At 46.0% G+C, this 20,093-nt stretch carries 15 protein-coding genes; 7 read left to right on the top strand and 8 right to left on the bottom strand.

Annotated features, from left to right (window positions below):
• Positions 1-57 precede the first annotated feature (57 nt).
• The 4 genes from BSQ33_RS15015 (at position 58) to BSQ33_RS15000 (ending at position 5,855) form a co-directional block, all read left to right on the top strand.
• Positions 58-558, top strand: a complete 501-nt coding sequence (locus tag BSQ33_RS15015) for a YfbU family protein (protein ID WP_021020126.1) — start codon at positions 58-60, stop codon at positions 556-558.
• A 311-nt stretch (positions 559-869) separates the two neighbouring features.
• Positions 870-2,804: a PrkA family serine protein kinase gene (locus BSQ33_RS15010; protein ID WP_021020125.1), complete on the top strand. Its 1,935-nt coding sequence runs from the start codon at positions 870-872 to the stop codon at positions 2,802-2,804.
• Between the two features lie 215 nt (positions 2,805-3,019).
• Positions 3,020-4,291: a YeaH/YhbH family protein gene (locus BSQ33_RS15005; protein WP_021020124.1), complete on the top strand. Its 1,272-nt coding sequence runs from the start codon at positions 3,020-3,022 to the stop codon at positions 4,289-4,291.
• A gap of 13 nt (positions 4,292-4,304) precedes the next feature.
• Positions 4,305-5,855, top strand: coding sequence for a SpoVR family protein (locus BSQ33_RS15000; RefSeq protein ID WP_021020123.1), 1,551 nt, complete (start codon positions 4,305-4,307; stop codon positions 5,853-5,855).
• An 81-nt stretch (positions 5,856-5,936) separates the two neighbouring features.
• Here BSQ33_RS15000 and kdsB read toward each other — a convergent pair whose 3' ends face one another.
• From kdsB to BSQ33_RS14975, 5 genes are read right to left on the bottom strand one after another with little or no spacing between them, the layout of a single operon-like run.
• The gene (gene kdsB, locus BSQ33_RS14995; protein WP_088134431.1) at positions 5,937-6,698 is read right to left on the bottom strand and encodes a 3-deoxy-manno-octulosonate cytidylyltransferase; all 762 of its coding nucleotides are present in this window, start codon (positions 6,696-6,698) and stop codon (positions 5,937-5,939) included.
• Complete coding sequence (locus tag BSQ33_RS14990; RefSeq protein WP_021020121.1) at positions 6,698-6,877, bottom strand: Trm112 family protein; 180 nt, start codon at positions 6,875-6,877, stop codon at positions 6,698-6,700. The genes kdsB and BSQ33_RS14990 overlap by 1 nt, the downstream gene beginning before the upstream one ends.
• Entirely contained in the window at positions 6,858-7,865 is a 1,008-nt protein-coding gene (lpxK, locus tag BSQ33_RS14985; RefSeq protein ID WP_021020120.1) for a tetraacyldisaccharide 4'-kinase, read from the bottom strand. Before lpxK ends, BSQ33_RS14990 begins: the two co-directional genes overlap by 20 nt.
• A 3-nt stretch (positions 7,866-7,868) precedes the next feature.
• The gene (gene msbA / locus BSQ33_RS14980) at positions 7,869-9,617 is read right to left on the bottom strand and encodes a lipid A ABC transporter ATP-binding protein/permease MsbA (protein WP_027694163.1); all 1,749 of its coding nucleotides are present in this window, start codon (positions 9,615-9,617) and stop codon (positions 7,869-7,871) included.
• A 17-nt stretch (positions 9,618-9,634) separates the two neighbouring features.
• On the bottom strand, positions 9,635-11,818 hold the full coding sequence (locus BSQ33_RS14975; protein ID WP_232471986.1) for a DNA internalization-related competence protein ComEC/Rec2: 2,184 nt from the start codon (positions 11,816-11,818) through the stop codon (positions 9,635-9,637).
• A 92-nt stretch (positions 11,819-11,910) separates the two neighbouring features.
• Here BSQ33_RS14975 and BSQ33_RS14970 point away from each other — a divergent pair, with 92 nt between their 5' ends.
• Positions 11,911-12,420, top strand: coding sequence for a DUF2062 domain-containing protein (locus BSQ33_RS14970; protein WP_021020117.1), 510 nt, complete (start codon positions 11,911-11,913; stop codon positions 12,418-12,420).
• 301 nt (positions 12,421-12,721) lie between these two features.
• Here BSQ33_RS14970 and lolE read toward each other — a convergent pair whose 3' ends face one another.
• From lolE to lolC, 3 genes are read right to left on the bottom strand one after another with little or no spacing between them, the layout of a single operon-like run.
• The gene (lolE, locus tag BSQ33_RS14965) at positions 12,722-13,969 is read right to left on the bottom strand and encodes a lipoprotein-releasing ABC transporter permease subunit LolE (RefSeq protein WP_088134429.1); all 1,248 of its coding nucleotides are present in this window, start codon (positions 13,967-13,969) and stop codon (positions 12,722-12,724) included.
• A 12-nt stretch (positions 13,970-13,981) separates the two neighbouring features.
• The gene (gene lolD, locus BSQ33_RS14960) at positions 13,982-14,656 is read right to left on the bottom strand and encodes a lipoprotein-releasing ABC transporter ATP-binding protein LolD (protein ID WP_021020115.1); all 675 of its coding nucleotides are present in this window, start codon (positions 14,654-14,656) and stop codon (positions 13,982-13,984) included.
• Positions 14,649-15,857 (bottom strand): lipoprotein-releasing ABC transporter permease subunit LolC, encoded by a 1,209-nt coding sequence (gene lolC, locus BSQ33_RS14955; protein ID WP_021020114.1) that lies wholly within the window; start codon positions 15,855-15,857, stop codon positions 14,649-14,651. The genes lolD and lolC overlap by 8 nt, the downstream gene beginning before the upstream one ends.
• 164 nt (positions 15,858-16,021) lie before the next feature.
• On the opposite strand from lolC, the gene BSQ33_RS14950 reads away from it, so the two are divergent.
• On the top strand, positions 16,022-16,588 hold the full coding sequence (locus tag BSQ33_RS14950; RefSeq protein ID WP_088134428.1) for a PilZ domain-containing protein: 567 nt from the start codon (positions 16,022-16,024) through the stop codon (positions 16,586-16,588).
• A 7-nt stretch (positions 16,589-16,595) separates the two neighbouring features.
• Positions 16,596-20,060 (top strand): transcription-repair coupling factor, encoded by a 3,465-nt coding sequence (mfd, locus tag BSQ33_RS14945; RefSeq protein ID WP_088134427.1) that lies wholly within the window; start codon positions 16,596-16,598, stop codon positions 20,058-20,060.
• Positions 20,061-20,093 lie beyond the last annotated feature (33 nt).

The raw sequence follows: 20,093 nt of genomic DNA, 5'->3' as shown, positions 1-20,093 counted from the left end.
TAAAATTCACGTTACTCTACTGATAACAATCTTTTATCATTCGAGTAGGAATTTGCTATGGAAATGACCAATGCTCAACGCCTTATCCTATCCAATCAATATTTATTGATGACCCAGCTTGACCCAGAAAATGCTGAAAAATATAAGCGTTTCAGAACAATTATTGAACGTGGTTATGAATTGCACATACGGGAGCTGGATAAAGAATTTGGCTGTTTGCCAGAGAGTGAATGCAGTGAAATCATCAATATCATGGAAATGTATCATGCGATGCAAGAGTCCTATAAGCAGTTAACTGAAGGGGATCAGGACAAGATTGATGCAAGACGCCTGCAATTTTTAGGCTTTGATTTATCGACAGAAACACAATTGGTTCACTATGTACGCTTCTTAGTCAACTCCGAGAAGTTATATACCCACTTTGAACAGGGTGAACACCAGTTTAACAGTCAGGTACCTATGCTGGATAAATACCGCCGTATGGCCGCAAAATGGCAATCATGTCCCCGTCAATACCACCTCTCTGTCTCTGAATTCCAGCAGATTTTTAACGCTTAACTGAGCATACCAATCCGGGCGATAACCTCCTATCGCCCGAAAACACAATCAATCAGATTTATTACTCAAACGCAAACCATCGACCTCTCTACTGAGGTCATTTTAGACCCTCCGCAATGCGCGATTTTTTGTTAAATTGATAAAACATTCATTTAACAAATCATTTAAACACCGAGTATGACGCAGACCAAATTTTTTGATTAAACGCATATTTTGTAAGCAGAATTGCTAATTAGCGACTAGTCTTAAAGAGTGTGCGATTTGTGTTGAAGCGTTGACATGTCGTCAAGACATTTTAGAGGGAATGAGCTATGAGTATATTCGACCATTTTCAAGCGCGTTATGAAGCAGCGAAGGAAGAAGAGTTATCACTACAAGACTTCTTACAGTTATGTAAAGAAGATAAAAGTGCCTATGCTAATGCTGCCGAGCGTCTACTATTAGCCATTGGTGAGCCTAAAGTCATCGATACATCAAAAGATCCCCGTTTGAGCCGTATTTTCTCGAATCGGGTGATCTCTCGTTATGATACTTTTAAAGACTTTTATGGGATGGAAGAATCCATTGAGCAAATTGTCTCTTACCTAAAACATGCTGCTCAAGGACTTGAAGAACGGAAACAAATTCTCTATTTACTTGGCCCTGTCGGGGGTGGTAAATCATCACTTGCAGAAAAACTAAAATCATTAATGCAGCAGATGCCTATCTACGTACTCAGTGCAAATGGGCAACGTAGTCCGGTGAATGACCATCCATTCAGCCTGTTCGACATCAGTGAAGACGGAGAGCTGCTCAAAACCGAATACGGCATTGATCAACGCTACCTCCGGAGCATCATGTCACCATGGGCAGCCAAACGACTCCATGAATTTGGCGGGGATATCACAAAATTCAAAGTCGTCAAATTACGCCCATCCATACTGGATCAAGTTGCTATCGCAAAAACAGAACCGGGAGATGAAAACAACCAAGACATTTCTTCACTCGTCGGTAAGGTTGATATTCGTAAATTGGAACATTTCTCTCAGGATGACCCCGATGCGTATAGTTACTCTGGCGCGCTTTGTCGCTCCAATCAGGGTTTGATGGAATTTGTCGAGATGTTTAAAGCACCGATTAAAGTGCTGCATCCCCTGCTGACTGCAACTCAGGAAGGGAACTATAACGGAACGGAAGGTTTATCCGCCTTACCATTTGAAGGCATGATCCTCGCTCACTCGAATGAGTCAGAATGGCAGGCATTCCGGAACAATAAAAATAACGAGGCATTTCTGGATCGGGTATATATCGTCAAAGTGCCTTACTGCTTACGCGTCTCGGAAGAAGTCAAAATCTATCAAAAACTATTGGATCACAGTGAACTGTCTCTTGCGCCTTGCTCACCCAGCACCTTAGAAACACTGGCACAATTTAGTGTTCTGTCTCGTCTCAAAGTCCCGGAAAACTCGTCCATTTTCTCCAAAATGCGAGTCTACGATGGTGAGACACTCAAAGATACCGATCCGAAGGCGAAGAGCTATCAGGAGTATCGAGACTATGCCGGTGTGGATGAAGGGATGAACGGTCTATCAACACGTTTTGCCTTCAAAATACTCTCCCGTGTATTCAACTTTGATCAGACAGAAGTTGCGGCCAACCCAGTGCATCTGTTTTATGTCATCGAACAGCAGATAGAGCGGGAACAGTTCCCTCAGGATACTGCCGAACGATATCTCGAATATCTCAAAGGTTATCTGGTGCCCAGATATGTTGAGTTCATCGGCAAAGAGATCCAGACCGCTTATCTGGAGTCTTATTCTGAATATGGGCAAAACATCTTTGACCGTTACGTCACTTATGCGGACTTTTGGATTCAGGATCAAGAATATCGCGATCCGGAAACCGGCCAACTGTTTGATCGCTCCGCGCTCAATAGTGAGCTGGAAAAAATCGAAAAAACCGCTGGTATCAGTAATCCAAAAGATTTCCGGAATGAAATCGTTAACTTTGTGTTACGTGCCAGAGCGAATAACAGTGGTAAAAATCCTGTATGGACCAGTTATGAAAAACTGCGCACTGTGATTGAGAAAAAAATGTTCTCCAATACAGAGGAGCTCTTACCGGTTATTTCTTTCAATACGAAAACATCCTCTGAAGAACAGAGAAAACATGATGATTTCGTCGCGCGGATGATGGAAAAAGGCTATACCGAGAAACAAGTCAGATTGTTATCCGAATGGTATTTACGTGTTCGTAAATCGTCATAAATCATCTTGCACCATACGCTCGGTGTGGTCGGAGGCAGACGTCAAAAGGCGCCGCTTTAACGTGTTTACGTAAACTTTAAAGCGGTACAACTTGATGATGGCGCGTTGAGAAACACAGTGCTCAACCGCTTCTGCTTCTATGCCGAGAGAGCCATACGACAACTCGTAGACCCAATTAGGTTGTTGTTCGGTGATGTTAAGTAAAGGGGATATTCATGGCGCAATTTATTGACAGAAGATTAAATGGTAAAAATAAGAGTGCGGTGAATCGCCAACGTTTTCTCCGCCGCCACAAGCAACAAATTAAAGAGTCGATTGCGGATGCGGTGAATCGTCGCTCTATTACCAATACCGAATCTGGGGAAGATATCGCAATCCCTAGTAAAGACATCAAAGAGCCAAGTTTTCATGAGGGGAAAGGTGGCCTGAAAGAACGTGTGCATCCCGGAAATGATCAATTCATTACGGGTGACAAAATTGACCGCCCGCAACAAGGTGGCGGCAGTGGATCCGGTCAGGGCGATGCCAGTGCCGATGGTGAAGGTAGCGATGATTTTGTGTTCCAGATATCTAAAGATGAATACTTGGATATCTTATTTGACGACTTGGCCCTGCCGAATCTGAAAAAACAGCAAGTCAATCGAATCGTCGAATGGAAAACGCATCGGTCTGGCTATCAAACTGCCGGCGTGCCAGCCAATATTTCAATTGTCCGTTCACTCCAACAATCGCTGGCAAGAAGAACAGCAATGACTTCCGGTAAACGCCGCTTACTTCATGAACTCGAAGAAACACTGGCAGAAATTCAGAATCTGGAACCGGCACAACCTCTGGAAGAGAAACGCCTACAACAGGAAATTTTGGATATCCGAAAAAAAATCGATCAAGTCCCATTTATTGATACGTTCGATTTGCGTTATAAAAACTATGAGAAACGCCCTATCCCTTCCAGTCAAGCCGTCATGTTTTGTCTGATGGATGTGTCGGGTTCAATGGATCAGGCGACTAAAGATATTGCGAAACGTTTTTACGTCCTCCTCTATCTATTTTTAACCCGGACTTACAAAAATGTTGAAGTTGTATTCATCCGTCACCACACACAAGCGAAAGAAGTAGATGAACATGAGTTTTTCTACTCACAAGAAACTGGAGGAACCATTGTATCCAGTGCCCTCAAATTGATGCATGAAATTGTGGAAGAACGTTATCCGGTTAATCAATGGAATATCTACGCAGCACAGGCATCTGACGGAGATAACTGGGCAGATGATTCTCCTCGCTGTCGTTCAATACTCACTGAAAACCTACTACCGTGCTGTCAATACTACGCATATATTGAAATCACACACCGCTCTCATCAGACACTCTGGCATGAATATGAAAAGTTACAGACAAGCTTTGATAACTTTGCCATGAAAAATATTCAGTCCGTGGATGATATTTTCCCCGTATTCAGGGAATTGTTTCAGAAAGAAACAACAGCTTAGGAGGGGCTTTTGAATGGTAACCAAAACAAAGTCGACACCTGACAAGCACCAAAGTAAACGGCTCCCGGACGGACCGGACTGGACCTTTGATTTACTCGAACGCTATCACACCGAGATCAAGCGGGTTGCAGAGCATTATCGTCTTGATACTTATCCCAACCAGATAGAGGTTATCACGTCGGAACAAATGATGGATGCCTACTCAAGTATCGGTATGCCGATCAACTACAACCACTGGTCTTTTGGTAAAAAATTCATTCAGACAGAACAAGGTTATAAACATGGCCAAATGGGATTGGCCTACGAGATTGTCATCAATTCTGACCCTTGCATTGCTTATCTGATGGAAGAAAATACCGTCACCATGCAAGCACTGGTCATGGCTCATGCCTGCTACGGGCATAATTCATTCTTTAAAGGGAACTATCTGTTTCAAGCATGGACAGATGCCAGTTCTATCATTGACTATTTACTATTCGCCAAAAACTATATCCGCGAGTGTGAAGAAAAATATGGGGTCACCGAAGTCGAGGATACTTTAGATTCTTGCCATGCCCTGATGAATTTCGGCGTGGATCGATATAAAAGACCAGAAAAAATATCGATTACTGAAGAAAAAATTCGCCAAGAGCAACGCGAGATGTACTTACAATCTCAGGTGAATGAACTCTGGAAAACACTTCCGAAAACCGAACAAAAATCAGAGGATGAGCGAATTCGATTTCCGAGTGAGCCGCAGGAAAACATACTCTATTTCATTGAAAAACATGCGCCTTTACTTGAACCATGGCAGCGCGAGATAGTCCGAATTGTCAGAAAAATCAGCCAATACTTCTATCCTCAGAAACAGACCCAGGTCATGAATGAAGGATGGGCTACGTTCTGGCACTATACGATTTTAAACCACCTCTATGATGAAGGTCTGGTCTCTGAAAAATTCATTCTCGAATTTCTTCACAGTCACACCAGTGTGGTTGCTCAGCCATCGTATAATAGCCCCTACTACAGTGGTATCAACCCATACGCGTTAGGGTTTGCTATGTTCAAAGATATTCAGCGTATCTGTCAGGAGCCAACGGAGGAAGATAAAGAATGGTTCCCGAATCTGGCCGGAACTGATTGGCTGGACGCGGTTCATTTTGCGATGCAAAATTTCAAAGATGAGAGTTTTATCAGTCAGTACCTCTCCCCTAAACTTATTCGAGATTTCAAACTATTTGCTATTACAGATGATGACCGTAAGAATTTTATTGAAGTCAATGCGATCCATGATGAACTGGGCTATCAGAAAGTCCGAGAAAAGCTCGCCGCACAGTACAACCTGAGTAATATTGAACCCAACATTCAGGTTTACAATGTTGACATCCGGGGGGATCGTTCCCTCTCTCTCCAGTACGTTCCTCATGACCGTATCCCACTCGATCCGAGCTATGAAGAAGTTTTAAAACATTTGCACCGCTTATGGGGGTTTGAAGTCATTCTTGAAGAAGTCAAAGATACCGGCAGACGAGAGCGGTTGGCTGTTTGTCCTAGCAAGGAGACGACACAGCTCTCAACACCGTAAAAGCATAAAATCCACCAGCGTGACCGTGAGATCAACATCCGGTCATCATACAAAACGGATGGGATTTCCCATCCGTTTCTATTAGTGGTTTTGGGCGATAATTGCGCGAAGGTGTGCCAAATCTGCCTCAGTATCGACCCCAATCGGGGGTGTTTCCAAAGCAACATCCACATGAATCTTTTCACCGTACCAAAGGACACGTAGCTGTTCCAAACTTTCAATTTTCTCCAGTTGGCTTGGTGCCCACTGAATATAAGTCTGAATAAATCCGGCACGATAAGCATAGAGACCAATATGCCGTAATAATGGAGTATGAATTTCAGGCTGCTGCTGACCATATTGGTCGCGATCCCAGGGAATGCTTGCACGACTAAAATAGAGTGCATACCCTTGATGGTCTGTAACAACCTTGACGACATTAGGATTGAACACTTCTTCCCGGTCAGTAATTTCAACCGCGAGGGTTGCCATCGGGACATTGTGACTTGCCAGATTTTCGGCCACTTGCGTAATAATCGCAGGCGGAATCAATGGCTCATCCCCTTGAACGTTAACGACGATATGCTCATCCGGAATCGATAATTTTCGGACAACTTCCGCCAATCGCTCCGTACCGGATTCATGTTCAGATCCTGTCATACAGACTTGTCCACCAAAGGATTTCACAGCCTGTTCAATTCTTTCATCATCTGTTGCGACCACAACTCGTTCCGCGCCAGACTGAATCGCCTGTTCATAAACACGCTGGATCATGCTCTTCCCGCCAATATCAGCCAGTGGCTTTCCCGGTAACCGAGAAGACTGGTAACGCGCAGGAATCACAACAGTATAGGCAGTCGTCATCAGCGCCCCTCTTCCATTGACATGGTTCGTGCTTCTGGCTCTAGCAACACAGGGATTCCCTCTCGAATTGGATATGCAAGCCGATCAAATTTACAAATCAACTCTTGTTGCTCTTTATCATAGGTCAGTTTTCCTTTACATACCGGACAGGCAACAATTTCAAGCAGACGATGATCCATAATGTTTAATAACCTCTTCAATTGATCGTAATATTTTTTGCGCATCCATCGGTTGGAACGTCGCAGATACGGGTAAATACCACCAGTTATCTTGCGCAAAAGAAAGACATTTCACAGCATCTTTTTCCGTCATGATGACACGTTCGGCTTCTTCTGCAATCCCCTCAATATCATGGACACCATATTGATAGTGATCAGCAAATTCTCGGGTTGTCACCAAAGATGCGCCTAAATGCAATAGTGTCTGAAAAAAACGTGGCGGATTACCAATTCCTGCAATAGCAGCTAATTTTCCTAACTGCGCGACATCACAACGGGTACCGGAGCAAAGATGAACCGCTTGCTGAGGCGTCAGTGTCATTGAAATCTCATTCGATTCAGGGGAACCACCATTGTTAATGACAAAATCCACCGATGTCAGTCGTTGCAGCGACTCACGCAACGGGCCGTAAGGAATAAACCGCTGATTACCAAACCGCCGTTGACCATCAACAACCACAATTTCAATATCCCGCGCCAGCGCATAATGCTGTAAACCATCATCAGCAACCACGACATTCACACCTTGCGTTAATAATGCTTTCACTGCATCTTCGCGGTGTGGTGCCACGGCAACCGGTGCGCCTGTTCGCTGATGTATCAGTTTCGGTTCATCACCACAATGGTGAACCGGTGTCTCTTGAGTCACCAGTAATGGATATTGTGGCGCTTTGCCACCGTACCCCCGAGAAATGACACCCGGTGTCATCCCCATCTGCTGCAATGCTTCCACCAGCCAAACAACCACTGGGGTTTTACCGTTTCCGCCAGCGGTAATATTGCCGACAACAATCACCGGAACTGGTGCACGATAAGTTGGCTTGCGCCCTTGTTGATAGGCTTTTCTGCGCGATTCGCTGATCCAGCGATATAGCAAACTCAGCGGCCATAAGATCGGTGCCAATAACCGACCGACAATATGACGTTTAAACCAGATATCCTCAATCACGATTTAACTACCAAACTGTGTACGATGAAGTTGAGCATAGGCACCATGTTTTTCTAGTAGCGCTACATGGTGGCCTCTTTCGATAATTTCACCTTCATCGATCACCAAAATTTCATCGGCTTCTTCAATCGTTGATAACCGGTGTGCAATCACCAGAACCGTCTTATTCTTCTGCAATTCAGCCAAAGCTTCCTGAATCGCCCGTTCTGATTCGGTATCCAGTGCGGATGTCGCTTCATCCAAAATCAGAATCGGTGCATCTCTGAGCAGCGCCCGGGCGATCGCGATCCGCTGCCGTTGTCCGCCAGACAGGCTGGCACCATTCTCCCCGATCAAGGTATCTAGACCTGCGGGCATATGCTGAATGAATTCCATCGCATGTGCTTGTCGGGCGGCGTGTTCAATTTGTTCCCGGGTATAAAGACCCTCTGCCGCATAGGCAATGTTATTTGCGATCGTATCGTTAAATAGGTGCACATTTTGCGAAACCAACGCAAAATGTTTTCTGAGATTGGTCAACTTATAATCTCGGATATCTTGCCCGTCTAACTGAATCACACCATCGTCCACATCATAAAAACGGGTAAATAAGCTGGCAATGGTACTTTTCCCCGATCCAGAACGACCAACCAAAGCAACGGTATGACCTGGTTTGATGGCAAAAGAAATATGCGAAAGCGTCGGTTTTTCTTTACCCTGATAGGTAAACGTCACGTCATTGACTTGAACTAACCCTGTCACCGCCTCTGCTTCATAATGACCGGTATCTTTTTCTGTCTCCAGATCGATCAATGAGAATAATGTCTGACTGGCAGCCATCCCACGTTGAAAATCTGACGTGACATTCGTCAACGCTTTTAATGGACGCATCAAACCGAACATTGCAGAAAAAATCACCGTAAATGTGCCGGGAGTCAACTCGGAACGAATCGAGTCCACACTGGCTAGAAATAACACCGTGACCAATGCCAAAGAAGCAATCATCTGTATGACAGGGTTCGCGATAGCCTGAGCAGCGACCAGTTTCATCGTCTGTTGACGCATCCGGTTGCTCACATCATCGAAACGCTTGCATTCAACATCATGACCGCCATAGCTGAGAACCACTTTGTGACCTTTCAGCATCTGCTCCGCAGACGAAGTGACCTGCCCCATCGCATCCTGCATGTTTCTTGATATTTTCCGAAACCGTTTCGACACAACCCTGATAGCCACAGCGACAACGGGCGCGACCACAATCAAAACCAGAGATAACTCCCAGCTATTCCAGAACATCAATGCCAGTAAACCGACAATACTGGCCCCTTCGCGGACAATACTGACCAATGCCCGACTTGTAGCCCCGGCAACCTGTTCCGTGTCATAGGTAATTCTTGACAACAATCCACCGGTTGATTCCTTGTCAAAGAAGCTCACCGGCATATGCATGAAATGGCTAAATATTTTACGTCGCATCATCATTACGACGTTCCCCGAGACCCAACTCAAGCAATATGATGACACGAAGCCACTGAATCCGCGAATCAGCATCATGGCTAGGATAATCAGTGGCAGTATTTTCAGGAAGTTAGATTCAGCGGAACCAAACCCTTCATCCAACAGGGGCTTGAGCAGGGAAACCATGTAGGTATCCGACGCAGCATTAATAATCAGAGCAATAACGGCAACAAACAAACCTGACTTATATAAGCGGATATAAACCCAAAGACGCTTAAACGTTTGCCAAGTCGTTTCATCATTTATATTTGACATAGATACCATGGTACTTTTCATCGAGAATAACCGCGCCATTCTACCTGTTTACGCAGCGTCTGCCTATACCATGGCGAGAAGGTCTCACTACGCATTGTATTGACCTCGCGTTTTTGACCGGAAATGATGACCCGAACCTGACCGGATATAGCCGTATCCAGCCATTGCGTGCCATTTTGCTGATAGCGTTTGACGACTCCCTTATTCGGTAAATGCCAGCGATTCACCCCAGCTAAAGAGGCAATCGCTAACTCGGCACCAACCCGTTTAACCCATAAAGGAGAAGAGGATGTATCGCTGCCATGATGAGGCACAATCACCACGTCACTGCCAAGCGGCAGGTCCTGTTGTAACATCTGCCATTCACTCCCCTTTTCAATATCACCGGTCAACAGAATAGAATGTCCGTCATCATCAGAAATCCGAAGCGTACATGAAGCATCATTATCTGCTTTTACAACACGTTTCGGTGGCCATAAAACATCAAACGTTAATCCTTGCCATTGCCATGAATGCCCTTGCGCACAAGGCTGATATCCCGGCAGAAACTCACTGGCTCGTTTCCATTGGGGATGCCAGACTTTTTCAAGTTCAAAACGCCCCCCGGCATGATCATTATCCAAATGACTGAGAATTAAACCATCGAGATGACGAATCCCTCGCTGTCTTAAAATGGGTGTGACCACCGACTGAACCATACTCCCACCCGGCCAGCTTTTACCCGTGTCATAGAGAATGTAATGCCCATGTCTCCCAATTAAGACTGACAAACCATGACCGACATCCAGAATGTCAATCTGCCAGTCGGTTGTTGTATTACGTCCAACGGAAAAGCCGCACATCATGACCAGAAAAAAACCGAGACTACGGGATGATAAGATGGGCCAAAGTAACACAACCGTTGTGGCAATAATCAAGAGAGCAATAAGATGAGAAGGGGTAAACAACCAAGCCGGTCCGGCGAAACTGGCAGCCCACATAACCGGTTCAAGTAGCCCATGAATGACCTGCCATATGAGGATGGCCGAGCCCCCTAAACTCGTGACCAACAAACCGACAAAAACTAAAGGTACCACCAAGACACTGAACCAAGGAATAAATACCAAGTTATACAGGGGGGAAATCAGACTCACCCCGCCAAAAAAGTAAGCACTGACCGGCAACATACCGATCATTAATACAAGATGCCCTTTCATCTGTCGTATCAGTTTTCCAACGCGATCACGGTGTAGAACATCTCTTTCTTGATTCACCAAATACAAGACAAAGAAAACCGCAGCAAACGACATCCAGAAACTGGCTGAAATACCAGCAAACGGATGAATGGTTAATATACCGCTCAACGTGAGTAAAAATCGCTCTCTGAGACTGACTCGACTATGGTTCATCCTGAGTACAATATGGATAAGTAACATCAGTATCGCCCGTTGGGTCGGCAGTGAAAAACCGGCTAACCATGCGTAAATCAAAGCTGAACAGCCACCCAAGATAACGGGTGTCCATAACCAGCGACGGCCTAAACGAGAAACGGGGATACCAAGCAAAAAACCAAATGAATAAGCAATACCGATGTGCAAACCAGAGATAGCAATCAAATGTGCTAAACCACTCTCTTTCAGAACCTGCCACTGTTGCTCCGTTAAATCATGACGGTTAGCAAAAGAAAGCGCCAAGATAATGCCTTTCAACGAGTCGTCCCGGAGCTGCTGAGCCACTTGCTGAAACAGACGATAACGCCAAGTATCTCCTGACTTTTTTACCTCAATATCAGAACGGGCGAATACTTTTGCCACAATACCTTGACTGAAAAAATAGCGTTCACTATCAAATCCTGCTTCATTGAATACACCGGTAATCGGTTTGATCGTTACCGACATTTTCAATATATCACCGGGGTCGTATTGACCCGTTGTATATAGCTTGACTTTTGGTTGCATCCACCACCTAATAGGTGTGTTATTTATCGATAACACTTGCGCTTGCGCACTATAGCCAAAACTATTTGGTGTAAAAAAGCTGTCAACTTTAACGTTTATGGTAATATCGTGCTTAGATTGAAATAGAACGTCAGATTGTCGTTTGAATATATTTCCGTGAAGTAATACCAATATCAATGCGGTGCATATACCAATTGTGTACCACAATTGATGAATCCGGAGAGCAAAAAACAGCAGTAAGACACCCCACCAGCAATAAATCATGCCCGGCATCTTCGGCCAGTAAGGTGATGATAATAATGTTAAACAATAAGAACTGAGCAACCAGTTGTTTTTTATAAGAGCCATCGTTTTATATGCCTAAAAAATTAATTAAGCGATTCTTACCAGACAGGGAACTAATCAAACGGCAAAAAGCCCTGAGAATCTTTGGTAACGTGTTGTATAACCCCAATTTATGGTGTCTGAACCGTCGTTCAGCTGCTGGTGCTTTTGCTGTCGGCTTATTTATGGCATTTGTTCCGCTGCCCAGTCAGATGATTATGTCTGCTGGACTTGCTATCGCATGTGGTGTCAATCTCCCACTCTCTGTTGCCTTGGTTTGGGTCAGTAACCCGATCACCATGCCCGTCCTCTTCTATTTTGCTTATAAGCTGGGCGCTTGGGTGCTCCATGAACCGCCCCAACACTTTCATTTCGAACTGTCTTGGAGCTATATCACGCAACAGATGTCAACCATTGCACCTTCACTGGTTGTGGGCTGTTTAATTTGTGGTGTCGTCTGTGCCCTGCTCGGCTATTTTGGGATTCATGGTTTGTGGCGTTACTCCGTGGTCAGGAGCTGGCAAAAGCGACAATTAAAGTAACCGGCAGAATTAAAATAACTGGATAGGAAGAGAGCGTCTTGACAAGTATTCGTCATTACGAGGCACTCGTAATAAAGGTATGAAAGCGTTGATATGAGTGAATAACTATCCTCGGTTCACTTCACACTTTCTTTCACATCGCTCTGTACCCAGTTCAAGTGATACAGTTCAGGTAACTTTGATACATTCAGGCATGGCAACGCGATACGCGCCGGAAATCATCACCAAAGCGACTTCAGATCGTGAACGATGCTGAAGTCGCTTGCTGTCTGTCTATAGAAAAGTGTCTATCGAAGGGAATCTATCGGGAAGAAAGAACGGTTGCGGGATTAAGACGACTCGCCTTCAAGGCGGGATAGAATGTCGCAGCCAGGCTTAACAAAATTGCGGTTCCAGACACCAACACCACATCTCGGACTTCCACTTGAGATGGCAGAAAGTCGACAAAATAAATATCACCCGATAAAAAGTGATGACCGATGAGTGATTCAAGTTGTTGAATCAGCCCGGTGAGATTCATTGCAACCAATACGCCAATGACGCTGCCACACAGGCTACCCAATACACCGGAAAAAATTCCCTGCCACATGAATATCTGCCGAATCAAGCGATCCGAAGCCCCCATCGTTCTCAAAATCGCAATTTCCGCAGCGCGATCTTTCACCGCCATCATTAAGGTTGAAACAATATTAAAACTTGCCACCCCAATCACGAGAACCATCACCAGATACAAAATTGTACGCACCAACTGAATATCCCGGTAAAGATAGCCGTACTGCCGCTGCCAGCTTCGCAGATAAACATATTGATTGAGCTGATTACCGACCTGACGCACAATCTGCTCGGCACGGAACACATCATGTACTTTGACGGATACACCGGTCACCGCTGAACCAATACTGGTATATTGCTGTGCATCTTCCAGAGGAATCAATGCCAGATTGTGATCAATCTGCCCATGCAGTGCCAATACGCCAACCAATGTGACCCGTATCCGTTGAGGGGCTTTCAGTGATTTGGCTCCCCCAGACATATTCGGCACCATCAATGTCAAAGCGTCACCGACATGGACACCCAAACGTTGGGCAACGCCCTGCCCGAGGATGACCTGATGCTTACCGGGAGAAGCCTTCGTAAATGTCTGTCCCGTGATATAGCGGGAAAGCTCAGACACGTGACGCTCCATCTCTGGGTCAATACCACGGACCTCTATCGCTTTCAGTTGCTGGCCTTTCTCTGCCAACGCGGTAAACCGGACATAAGGTGCTGCCGCAACAATCTGAGGAAAAGAAGTGACTTTCTTCATCATGGCCGGCCATGCTTGGAGCGGCCCTTCGACCCCCTCAAATTCACCATGCGGGATCACTGATAGAACCCGGTTATCTAATTCTCTTTCAAACCCGTTCATCGCTGATAAACCAATCACAATCACAGCCACCCCGAAAGCAATCCCTAGAGTGGAGGACATTGAAATAAAGGAAACCAGTTTGTTTCTTTTTTTGGAACGGCTAAAACGACGACCAATCATCAGAGATAATGATGAAATCACTTTGTGCTCTCCTTACGACGTCAGTAAACCGTCTTTCATCGTCAGAATACGATTCATTTTTCCCGCAAGTTCCTGATCATGCGTGACCACTAAAAATGCTGTCTGAGAATCTTCATTCAACTCTCTCATTAGCTCATACACAGCCAGGGCCGTCTGATGATCCAGATTACCAGTTGGTTCATCCGCTAATACCAGAGATGGTTTGTTGACCAGCGCCCGGGCTATCGCAACCCGTTGCCGCTCGCCGCCCGAAAGTTCACTCGGGCGATGAGAGAGCCGGTGATCAAGCCCGACACGGGCAAGCCATTGTTGCGCCGTGTGGGTCGCATTGGCAACTGACTCACCACCAATCAGCAACGGCATTGCCACATTTTCTAATGCTGAAAAATCGGCGAGTAAGTGATGAAACTGATACACAAAGCCAATGTGTTGATTACGGATTTTTGCCTGCTGCGCGGAGCGGAGCTGCAACATGTCATGACCTAAAAACGTCACATCGCCACTGGTGGGTTGATCAAGAGCCCCTAAGATGTGTAGTAAGGTGCTTTTCCCCGAGCCGGATGACCCCACTATCGAAGCAAACTCTCCAGGCTGCATCGAAAAGCTGACACCTTGTAAGACATGTGTCGCAAGCTCTCCTTCCCGATAAATTTTAGTGAGCTGGCGACATTCAAGGAGATTATTCATATCGTAAAGCCTCTGCTGGATGAACGGACGATGCACGGAGTGAAGGATATAAGGTTGCCAAAAGACTCAAAGCAATGGTCAGCAACTCCACCACTACAATTTGGCTGGGCCGAATCATCACGGGTAACGAACCGCCCATCGCAATCAAGTCCACCCCCAATATTTGTAAAATCGAATTCAGGTAACTCGCAGTCAGGATGCCGAGAATACCACCACTCAGCGCACCGGCAATACCACTGCTGGCCCCCTGAACAATAAAGACAAACAGAACCTGCAAATTGGTCATCCCCTGCGTTTTCAAAATCGCCACTTCTGACTGTTTTTCCATCACAACCATGATCAACGCAGAAATAATATTAAAAGCGGCGATGGCGACAATCAGTCCCAGCATCAGCCCCATCATGTTTTTTTCCATCCGCACGGCCTGAAATAATTCGCCACGCTGATCCCGCCAGTCACTCCAGTGCCACCCTTGTGGTAATGGTTTTTTCGCCAGTTCAGAGACCATAAAAGGGTCGGCAAACGACAATCGCCAGCCGGAAATGGTGTGCTCATTGAAACGTAATAGCCGCTGCGCATCATGGATATGGGTAATCATCAGTTGAGCATCGATATCAGAACCGGTGTTAAAGATACCGGCGACGGTAAAGTTGCGTTGACTGGGAATGCGCCCCAGAGGTGTAAACTGACTCGCTTGTGTCACCATCAGACGGACTTTATCGCCTTGAGAAACATTCAGTTGTCTTGCTAACTGATGACCGAGGAAAAGTGTATAATCTCCGGCATGTAAATCTTGCATCGTTCCGATGATCAAATATTGTGCAAGTGGATCGTTGTCCTGAGGCTCAATCCCTAGCATGATGCCGGCCGATAGCTCGCTCGCACTCTGAACAACCGCTTCACTGCGTACAATTGGTTCAGGGGAGGATTGCGCGGGAAACTGTTGAAGGAAAGACGGCGGCGTTGCTTGCCATTGGGTTCGTTCATGTCCCTGATAAACCACCGCATGCGGTAAAACCCCGAGAATCCGGTTTTTCAGTTGAGACTCAAAGCCATTCATGACCGACAAGACCGTGACCAGCGCTAACACACCGATGGTGATACCGACCGTTGAAATACGGGAAACAAAACGGCTGAACCGATCACCTGACTGTCCTCGTAAATATCTGAACCCTATAAATACCGAAACAGGACGAAACATACTATAAACCAATAAAGACTATTGCACGGTACTTTAACGATAAACTGACTCAGGTTGTAGCATTAATTTGCCAATTCATTGTTAATTCATACAAATGACAGCTCTATACCTTGATTAGTTCATTCGTATAGCGATAATCAACATGCAAAGATGAGGAATGAACCATGGTCGAACAAGAGTTTTTTACAGTGCAACATGCACTCACAATCAATATCGAGCCTTTGGCGGCAGGGGCATCATTCCCTTCTGAAGAGGTATTTGAAAGTGAAATCCCTGTACCATTTATTGTTGCATGTGAATTCAGTCATCTTGACCAACTTGGTGATGTGGCCCGGCAAGAACTGAAAAATAATGATTTTAAAAATCTCATTCAGTTGCTGGATAGTCAAAATACCAAATTAAACATGCTGCTGAACTTTATGTTGTCTCAGCAAGATGATCCTCAGCAACGCCACCAGACTGAATCGTTTGGTGCCAGCCAGTTTACTTATGTCAGCCATCAACCGCTAGATATCGATACATTACTACGCGTCAAACTGTTTCTGGATCATCCACCTGCCGCTATATATTGTTATGCTCATGTTGGCAACTGTCAGGCTGAAGACGAACACTATCTTGTGACCGTGAAATATGACCTCCTGAGAGAATCCGATCAGGATTTATTAATTCGAGCCGCTCTATATCAACAGCAGAAACTACTCCGTCGTCGCTCTCTTGAAAGAAATAAATAGCAAACTCATGACCAGCTTAAATCCCATTCTATCGCTTCCGGCCACTCAAGGCCCGGGAGATAAAAAACAGATCGGTAACCTGACGGGTGCCAGTCTTGCACTGGTGGCAGCAGAGCTGTCCCATCGGCATCAACACCATACGCTGCTCGTCACTGCGGACCCGCAGATGGCGTTGAAATTACAGCAGGAAATCGAACAATTTTACTCAGCCGGTGTCACGGTATTCCCGGACTGGGAAACACTGCCTTATGACAGTTTTTCCCCGCATCAGGATATTATCTCTGATCGGATCTCACGGCTCTATCACCTGCCCAAACAACCGGGTGGGATAACGATTATCCCGGTGACGACATTACTGCAAAGACAGTCACCCCGCGATTTTTTGCTGCAACATACGCTGATCGTCAAACAAAGAGATCGCTTTTCTTTAGTAAAGCTCAGAGAACAACTTGAAAATGCCGGCTATCGTCATGTCGATCAAGTATTTGGCCCGGGTGAGTATGCAAGTCGGGGAGCTATTCTCGACCTGTTCCCAATGGGCAGCGACCTCCCCTATCGTTTTGACTTTTTTGATGATGAGATTGACACCATTCGAACCTTTGATCCGGAAAATCAGCGTTCGATAGAAGAAATTCAAGAAGTTCGGCTTCTGCCGGCTCACGAGTTCCCGACAACGGCCACGGCAATCGAAGCGTTCCGGAGCCGCTTTCGTCAGCGTTTTGAAGCCTCCAGAGAACCTGAATCCGTCTATATGCAAGTCTCAAAAGGGATATGGCCGGCAGGTATTGAATACTGGCAACCCTTGTTTTTCGATCACACTGAAACGCTCTTCGACTATTTACCGCCAGAGACTCAGCTGATTGTCGTCGGTGATATTGAACCATCGATTGATCGGTTTCTGAATGATGTTCATGAGCGTTATGAACAAAGACGCGTTGATCCATTACGGCCACTGCTTGAACCTGCTGAACTCTGGCTGCAAAAAGATCAACTTTTTGCCATGTTGAAACCTTTTTCACAATTTCAGGTTCATAGTAAACCTGTCACTGAAAAAGCGGGACGGTTCAATCTTCAAGTCTCCCCGCTCCCGGAAATCAAAGCGCAGCACCAGCATAAAGAGCCATTAGCAGCACTGCGTCAGTTTGTTGAATCCCATACGGGACAAATTGTATTCTCCGTCGAATCGGAAGGTCGTCGTGAAGCGCTGCTCGAACTCCTACAACGGATCAAATTACGCCCGACGACACTGCCGTCTTTTCAGGATGCTTGTCTGAGTGATGAAAAATATGCGTTGATCCTCGGAACGGCTGAGCATGGGTTTATCCTGCATGAACAACAGGTTGCCTTGATTTGTGAAAGTGATCTTCTTGGCGATCGGGTTGTCCAACGGCGAAAGAAAGACAAACGAGTCACCAATAGTGACGCGATCATCCGTAATCTTGCAGAACTCAAACCCGGCCAGCCCGTAGTTCATATTGATCATGGTATCGGACGTTATATCGGATTACAGACATTAGAAGTGGGTGGCATTACCACAGAATATGTCACGCTGGAATATCAGGGAGAAGCCAAGCTTTATGTTCCGGTTTCCGCACTGAACCTGATTAGTCGCTATTCCGGTGGTGCCGATGAAAATGCCCCGATTCATAAACTGGGTGGAGAAAGCTGGACCAGAGCGCGGCGTAAAGCCGCAGAGAAAGCCCGGGACGTCGCGGCCGAATTACTGGATGTCTACGCCAAACGAGAGTTAAAGCCGGGCCATGTCTTCGCGCTGGATCGTGAACAGTATGCGACGTTCAAAGCCAGCTTCCCGTTTGAAGAAACGGATGATCAGTCAATGGCGATCAACGCTGTTCTTTCAGACATGTGTCAAAACAAAGCCATGGATCGCTTAGTCTGCGGTGATGTCGGTTTCGGTAAGACAGAAGTTGCCATGCGCGCGGCCTTTGTCTGTACCGATAACAGCAAACAAGTCGCAGTTTTAGTGCCGACAACGTTGCTGGCGCAACAACATTTTGAAAACTTCAGAGACCGCTTTGCCAATCATCCCATCCGCGTTGAAGTTCTCTCTCGCTTTAAAACAGCCAAAGAACAGAAACAAATCCTGCAAGATGTGGCGGATGGCAAGATTGATATTTTAGTCGGCACCCATAAACTCCTCTCCAGCGAGTTGAAATTTAAAGATCTCGGGCTATTGATTGTTGATGAAGAGCACCGCTTCGGGGTGCGTCAGAAAGAAAAAGTCAAGGCGATGCGGGCAGATGTTGATATCCTCACGCTCACGGCAACACCGATTCCCAGAACGTTGAATATGGCAATGAGCGGGATGCGAGATTTATCCATCATTGCGACCCCACCCGCACGACGCTTAGCCGTTAAAACATTTGTCCGGCAAAGTGATCCGACGATTGTCCGAGAAGCAGTATTGCGTGAGGTCATGCGTGGCGGGCAGGTGTACTATCTGCATAATCAGGTTGAAACGATTGATAAAGTCGCGGCCGATCTTGAGAAACTGATTCCCGAAGCCCGGATTACCGTGGCACATGGTCAGATGCGTGAACGTGAACTGGAACGCATTATGAATGATTTTTATCATCAGCGTTTTAATCTGCTGGTTTGCACGACCATCATTGAAACGGGGATTGATGTACCGACCGCCAATACGATCATTATGCACCGGGCCGACACATTAGGCCTCGCGCAACTCCACCAGTTACGGGGACGAGTCGGGCGTTCACATCACCAAGCCTACGCTTACTTGTTGACCCCACATCCGAAAGCGATGACCAAAGATGCCGTCAAACGGTTAGAAGCTCTGGCTTCTCTTGAAGATCTGGGGGCCGGATTTACGCTTGCAACCCATGACCTTGAAATCCGGGGCGCGGGCGAGCTACTCGGTGAAGAACAGAGCGGACAAATCCAGTCCGTCGGCTTTACACTTTATATGGAAATGCTTGAGCAGGCGGTCGATGCGCTGAAATCCGGTAAAGAGCCTTCCCTCGACGACTTACTGAAAACGCAAACAGAAGTGGAACTCCGGTTACCGGCTCTGCTTCCCGATGACTATATTCCAGACATCAATACCCGCCTGTCGATGTATAAGCAAATCGCAAGTGTGTCGAATCCTGATGAACTGAATGAATTGCGGGTAGAATTGATTGATCGCTTTGGCAAACTGCCGGATGCTGCACTCAACCTGTTAGAAATCAGTAAACTGAAATTGGAAGCCGCTGCACTGAACATTAAGAAAATTGAAGCACACAGTAAAGGTGGTTATATTGAATTTGATCTTAATGCTAGTATTAATCCCGCGTATTTAGTGCAACTCTTACAGTCTCAACCCAAACAATACGGAATGGATGGCCCAACGAAGTTTAAATTTACCCTGCCGCTGGAAGAACGAAACCAACGACTGGGTTTTATCCGAGATATGCTGAATGAATTTCAGCAAAATATACTACCGGCTTCCTGATGTCAGGGAGCAATCATGATGAGAATCGCCTGC

It is taken from the genome of Vibrio gazogenes (assembly GCF_002196515.1).
Taxonomy (GTDB): Bacteria; Pseudomonadota; Gammaproteobacteria; order Enterobacterales; family Vibrionaceae; genus Vibrio; species Vibrio gazogenes_A.
Note: the sequence above shows the minus strand (reverse complement) of the source record. Positions and strands in the feature narration are given on the sequence as shown.

Bases quoted from the DNA above. Each gene is read 5' to 3' on its own strand.
- BSQ33_RS15015 (WP_021020126.1), top strand. From the start codon at position 58: ATGGAAATGACCAATGCTCAACGCCTTATCCTATCCAATCAATATTTA.
- BSQ33_RS15010 (WP_021020125.1), top strand. From the start codon at position 870: ATGAGTATATTCGACCATTTTCAAGCGCGTTATGAAGCAGCGAAGGAA.
- BSQ33_RS15005 (WP_021020124.1), top strand. From the start codon at position 3,020: ATGGCGCAATTTATTGACAGAAGATTAAATGGTAAAAATAAGAGTGCG.
- BSQ33_RS15000 (WP_021020123.1), top strand. From the start codon at position 4,305: ATGGTAACCAAAACAAAGTCGACACCTGACAAGCACCAAAGTAAACGG.
- kdsB (WP_088134431.1), bottom strand. From the start codon at position 6,698: ATGACGACTGCCTATACTGTTGTGATTCCTGCGCGTTACCAGTCTTCT.
- BSQ33_RS14990 (WP_021020121.1), bottom strand. From the start codon at position 6,877: ATGGATCATCGTCTGCTTGAAATTGTTGCCTGTCCGGTATGTAAAGGA.
- msbA (WP_027694163.1), bottom strand. From the start codon at position 9,617: ATGTCAAATATAAATGATGAAACGACTTGGCAAACGTTTAAGCGTCTT.
- BSQ33_RS14975 (WP_232471986.1), bottom strand. From the start codon at position 11,818: ATGATTTATTGCTGGTGGGGTGTCTTACTGCTGTTTTTTGCTCTCCGG.
- BSQ33_RS14970 (WP_021020117.1), top strand. From the start codon at position 11,911: ATGCCTAAAAAATTAATTAAGCGATTCTTACCAGACAGGGAACTAATC.
- lolD (WP_021020115.1), bottom strand. From the start codon at position 14,656: ATGAATAATCTCCTTGAATGTCGCCAGCTCACTAAAATTTATCGGGAA.
- lolC (WP_021020114.1), bottom strand. From the start codon at position 15,857: ATGTTTCGTCCTGTTTCGGTATTTATAGGGTTCAGATATTTACGAGGA.
- BSQ33_RS14950 (WP_088134428.1), top strand. From the start codon at position 16,022: ATGGTCGAACAAGAGTTTTTTACAGTGCAACATGCACTCACAATCAAT.
- mfd (WP_088134427.1), top strand. From the start codon at position 16,596: ATGACCAGCTTAAATCCCATTCTATCGCTTCCGGCCACTCAAGGCCCG.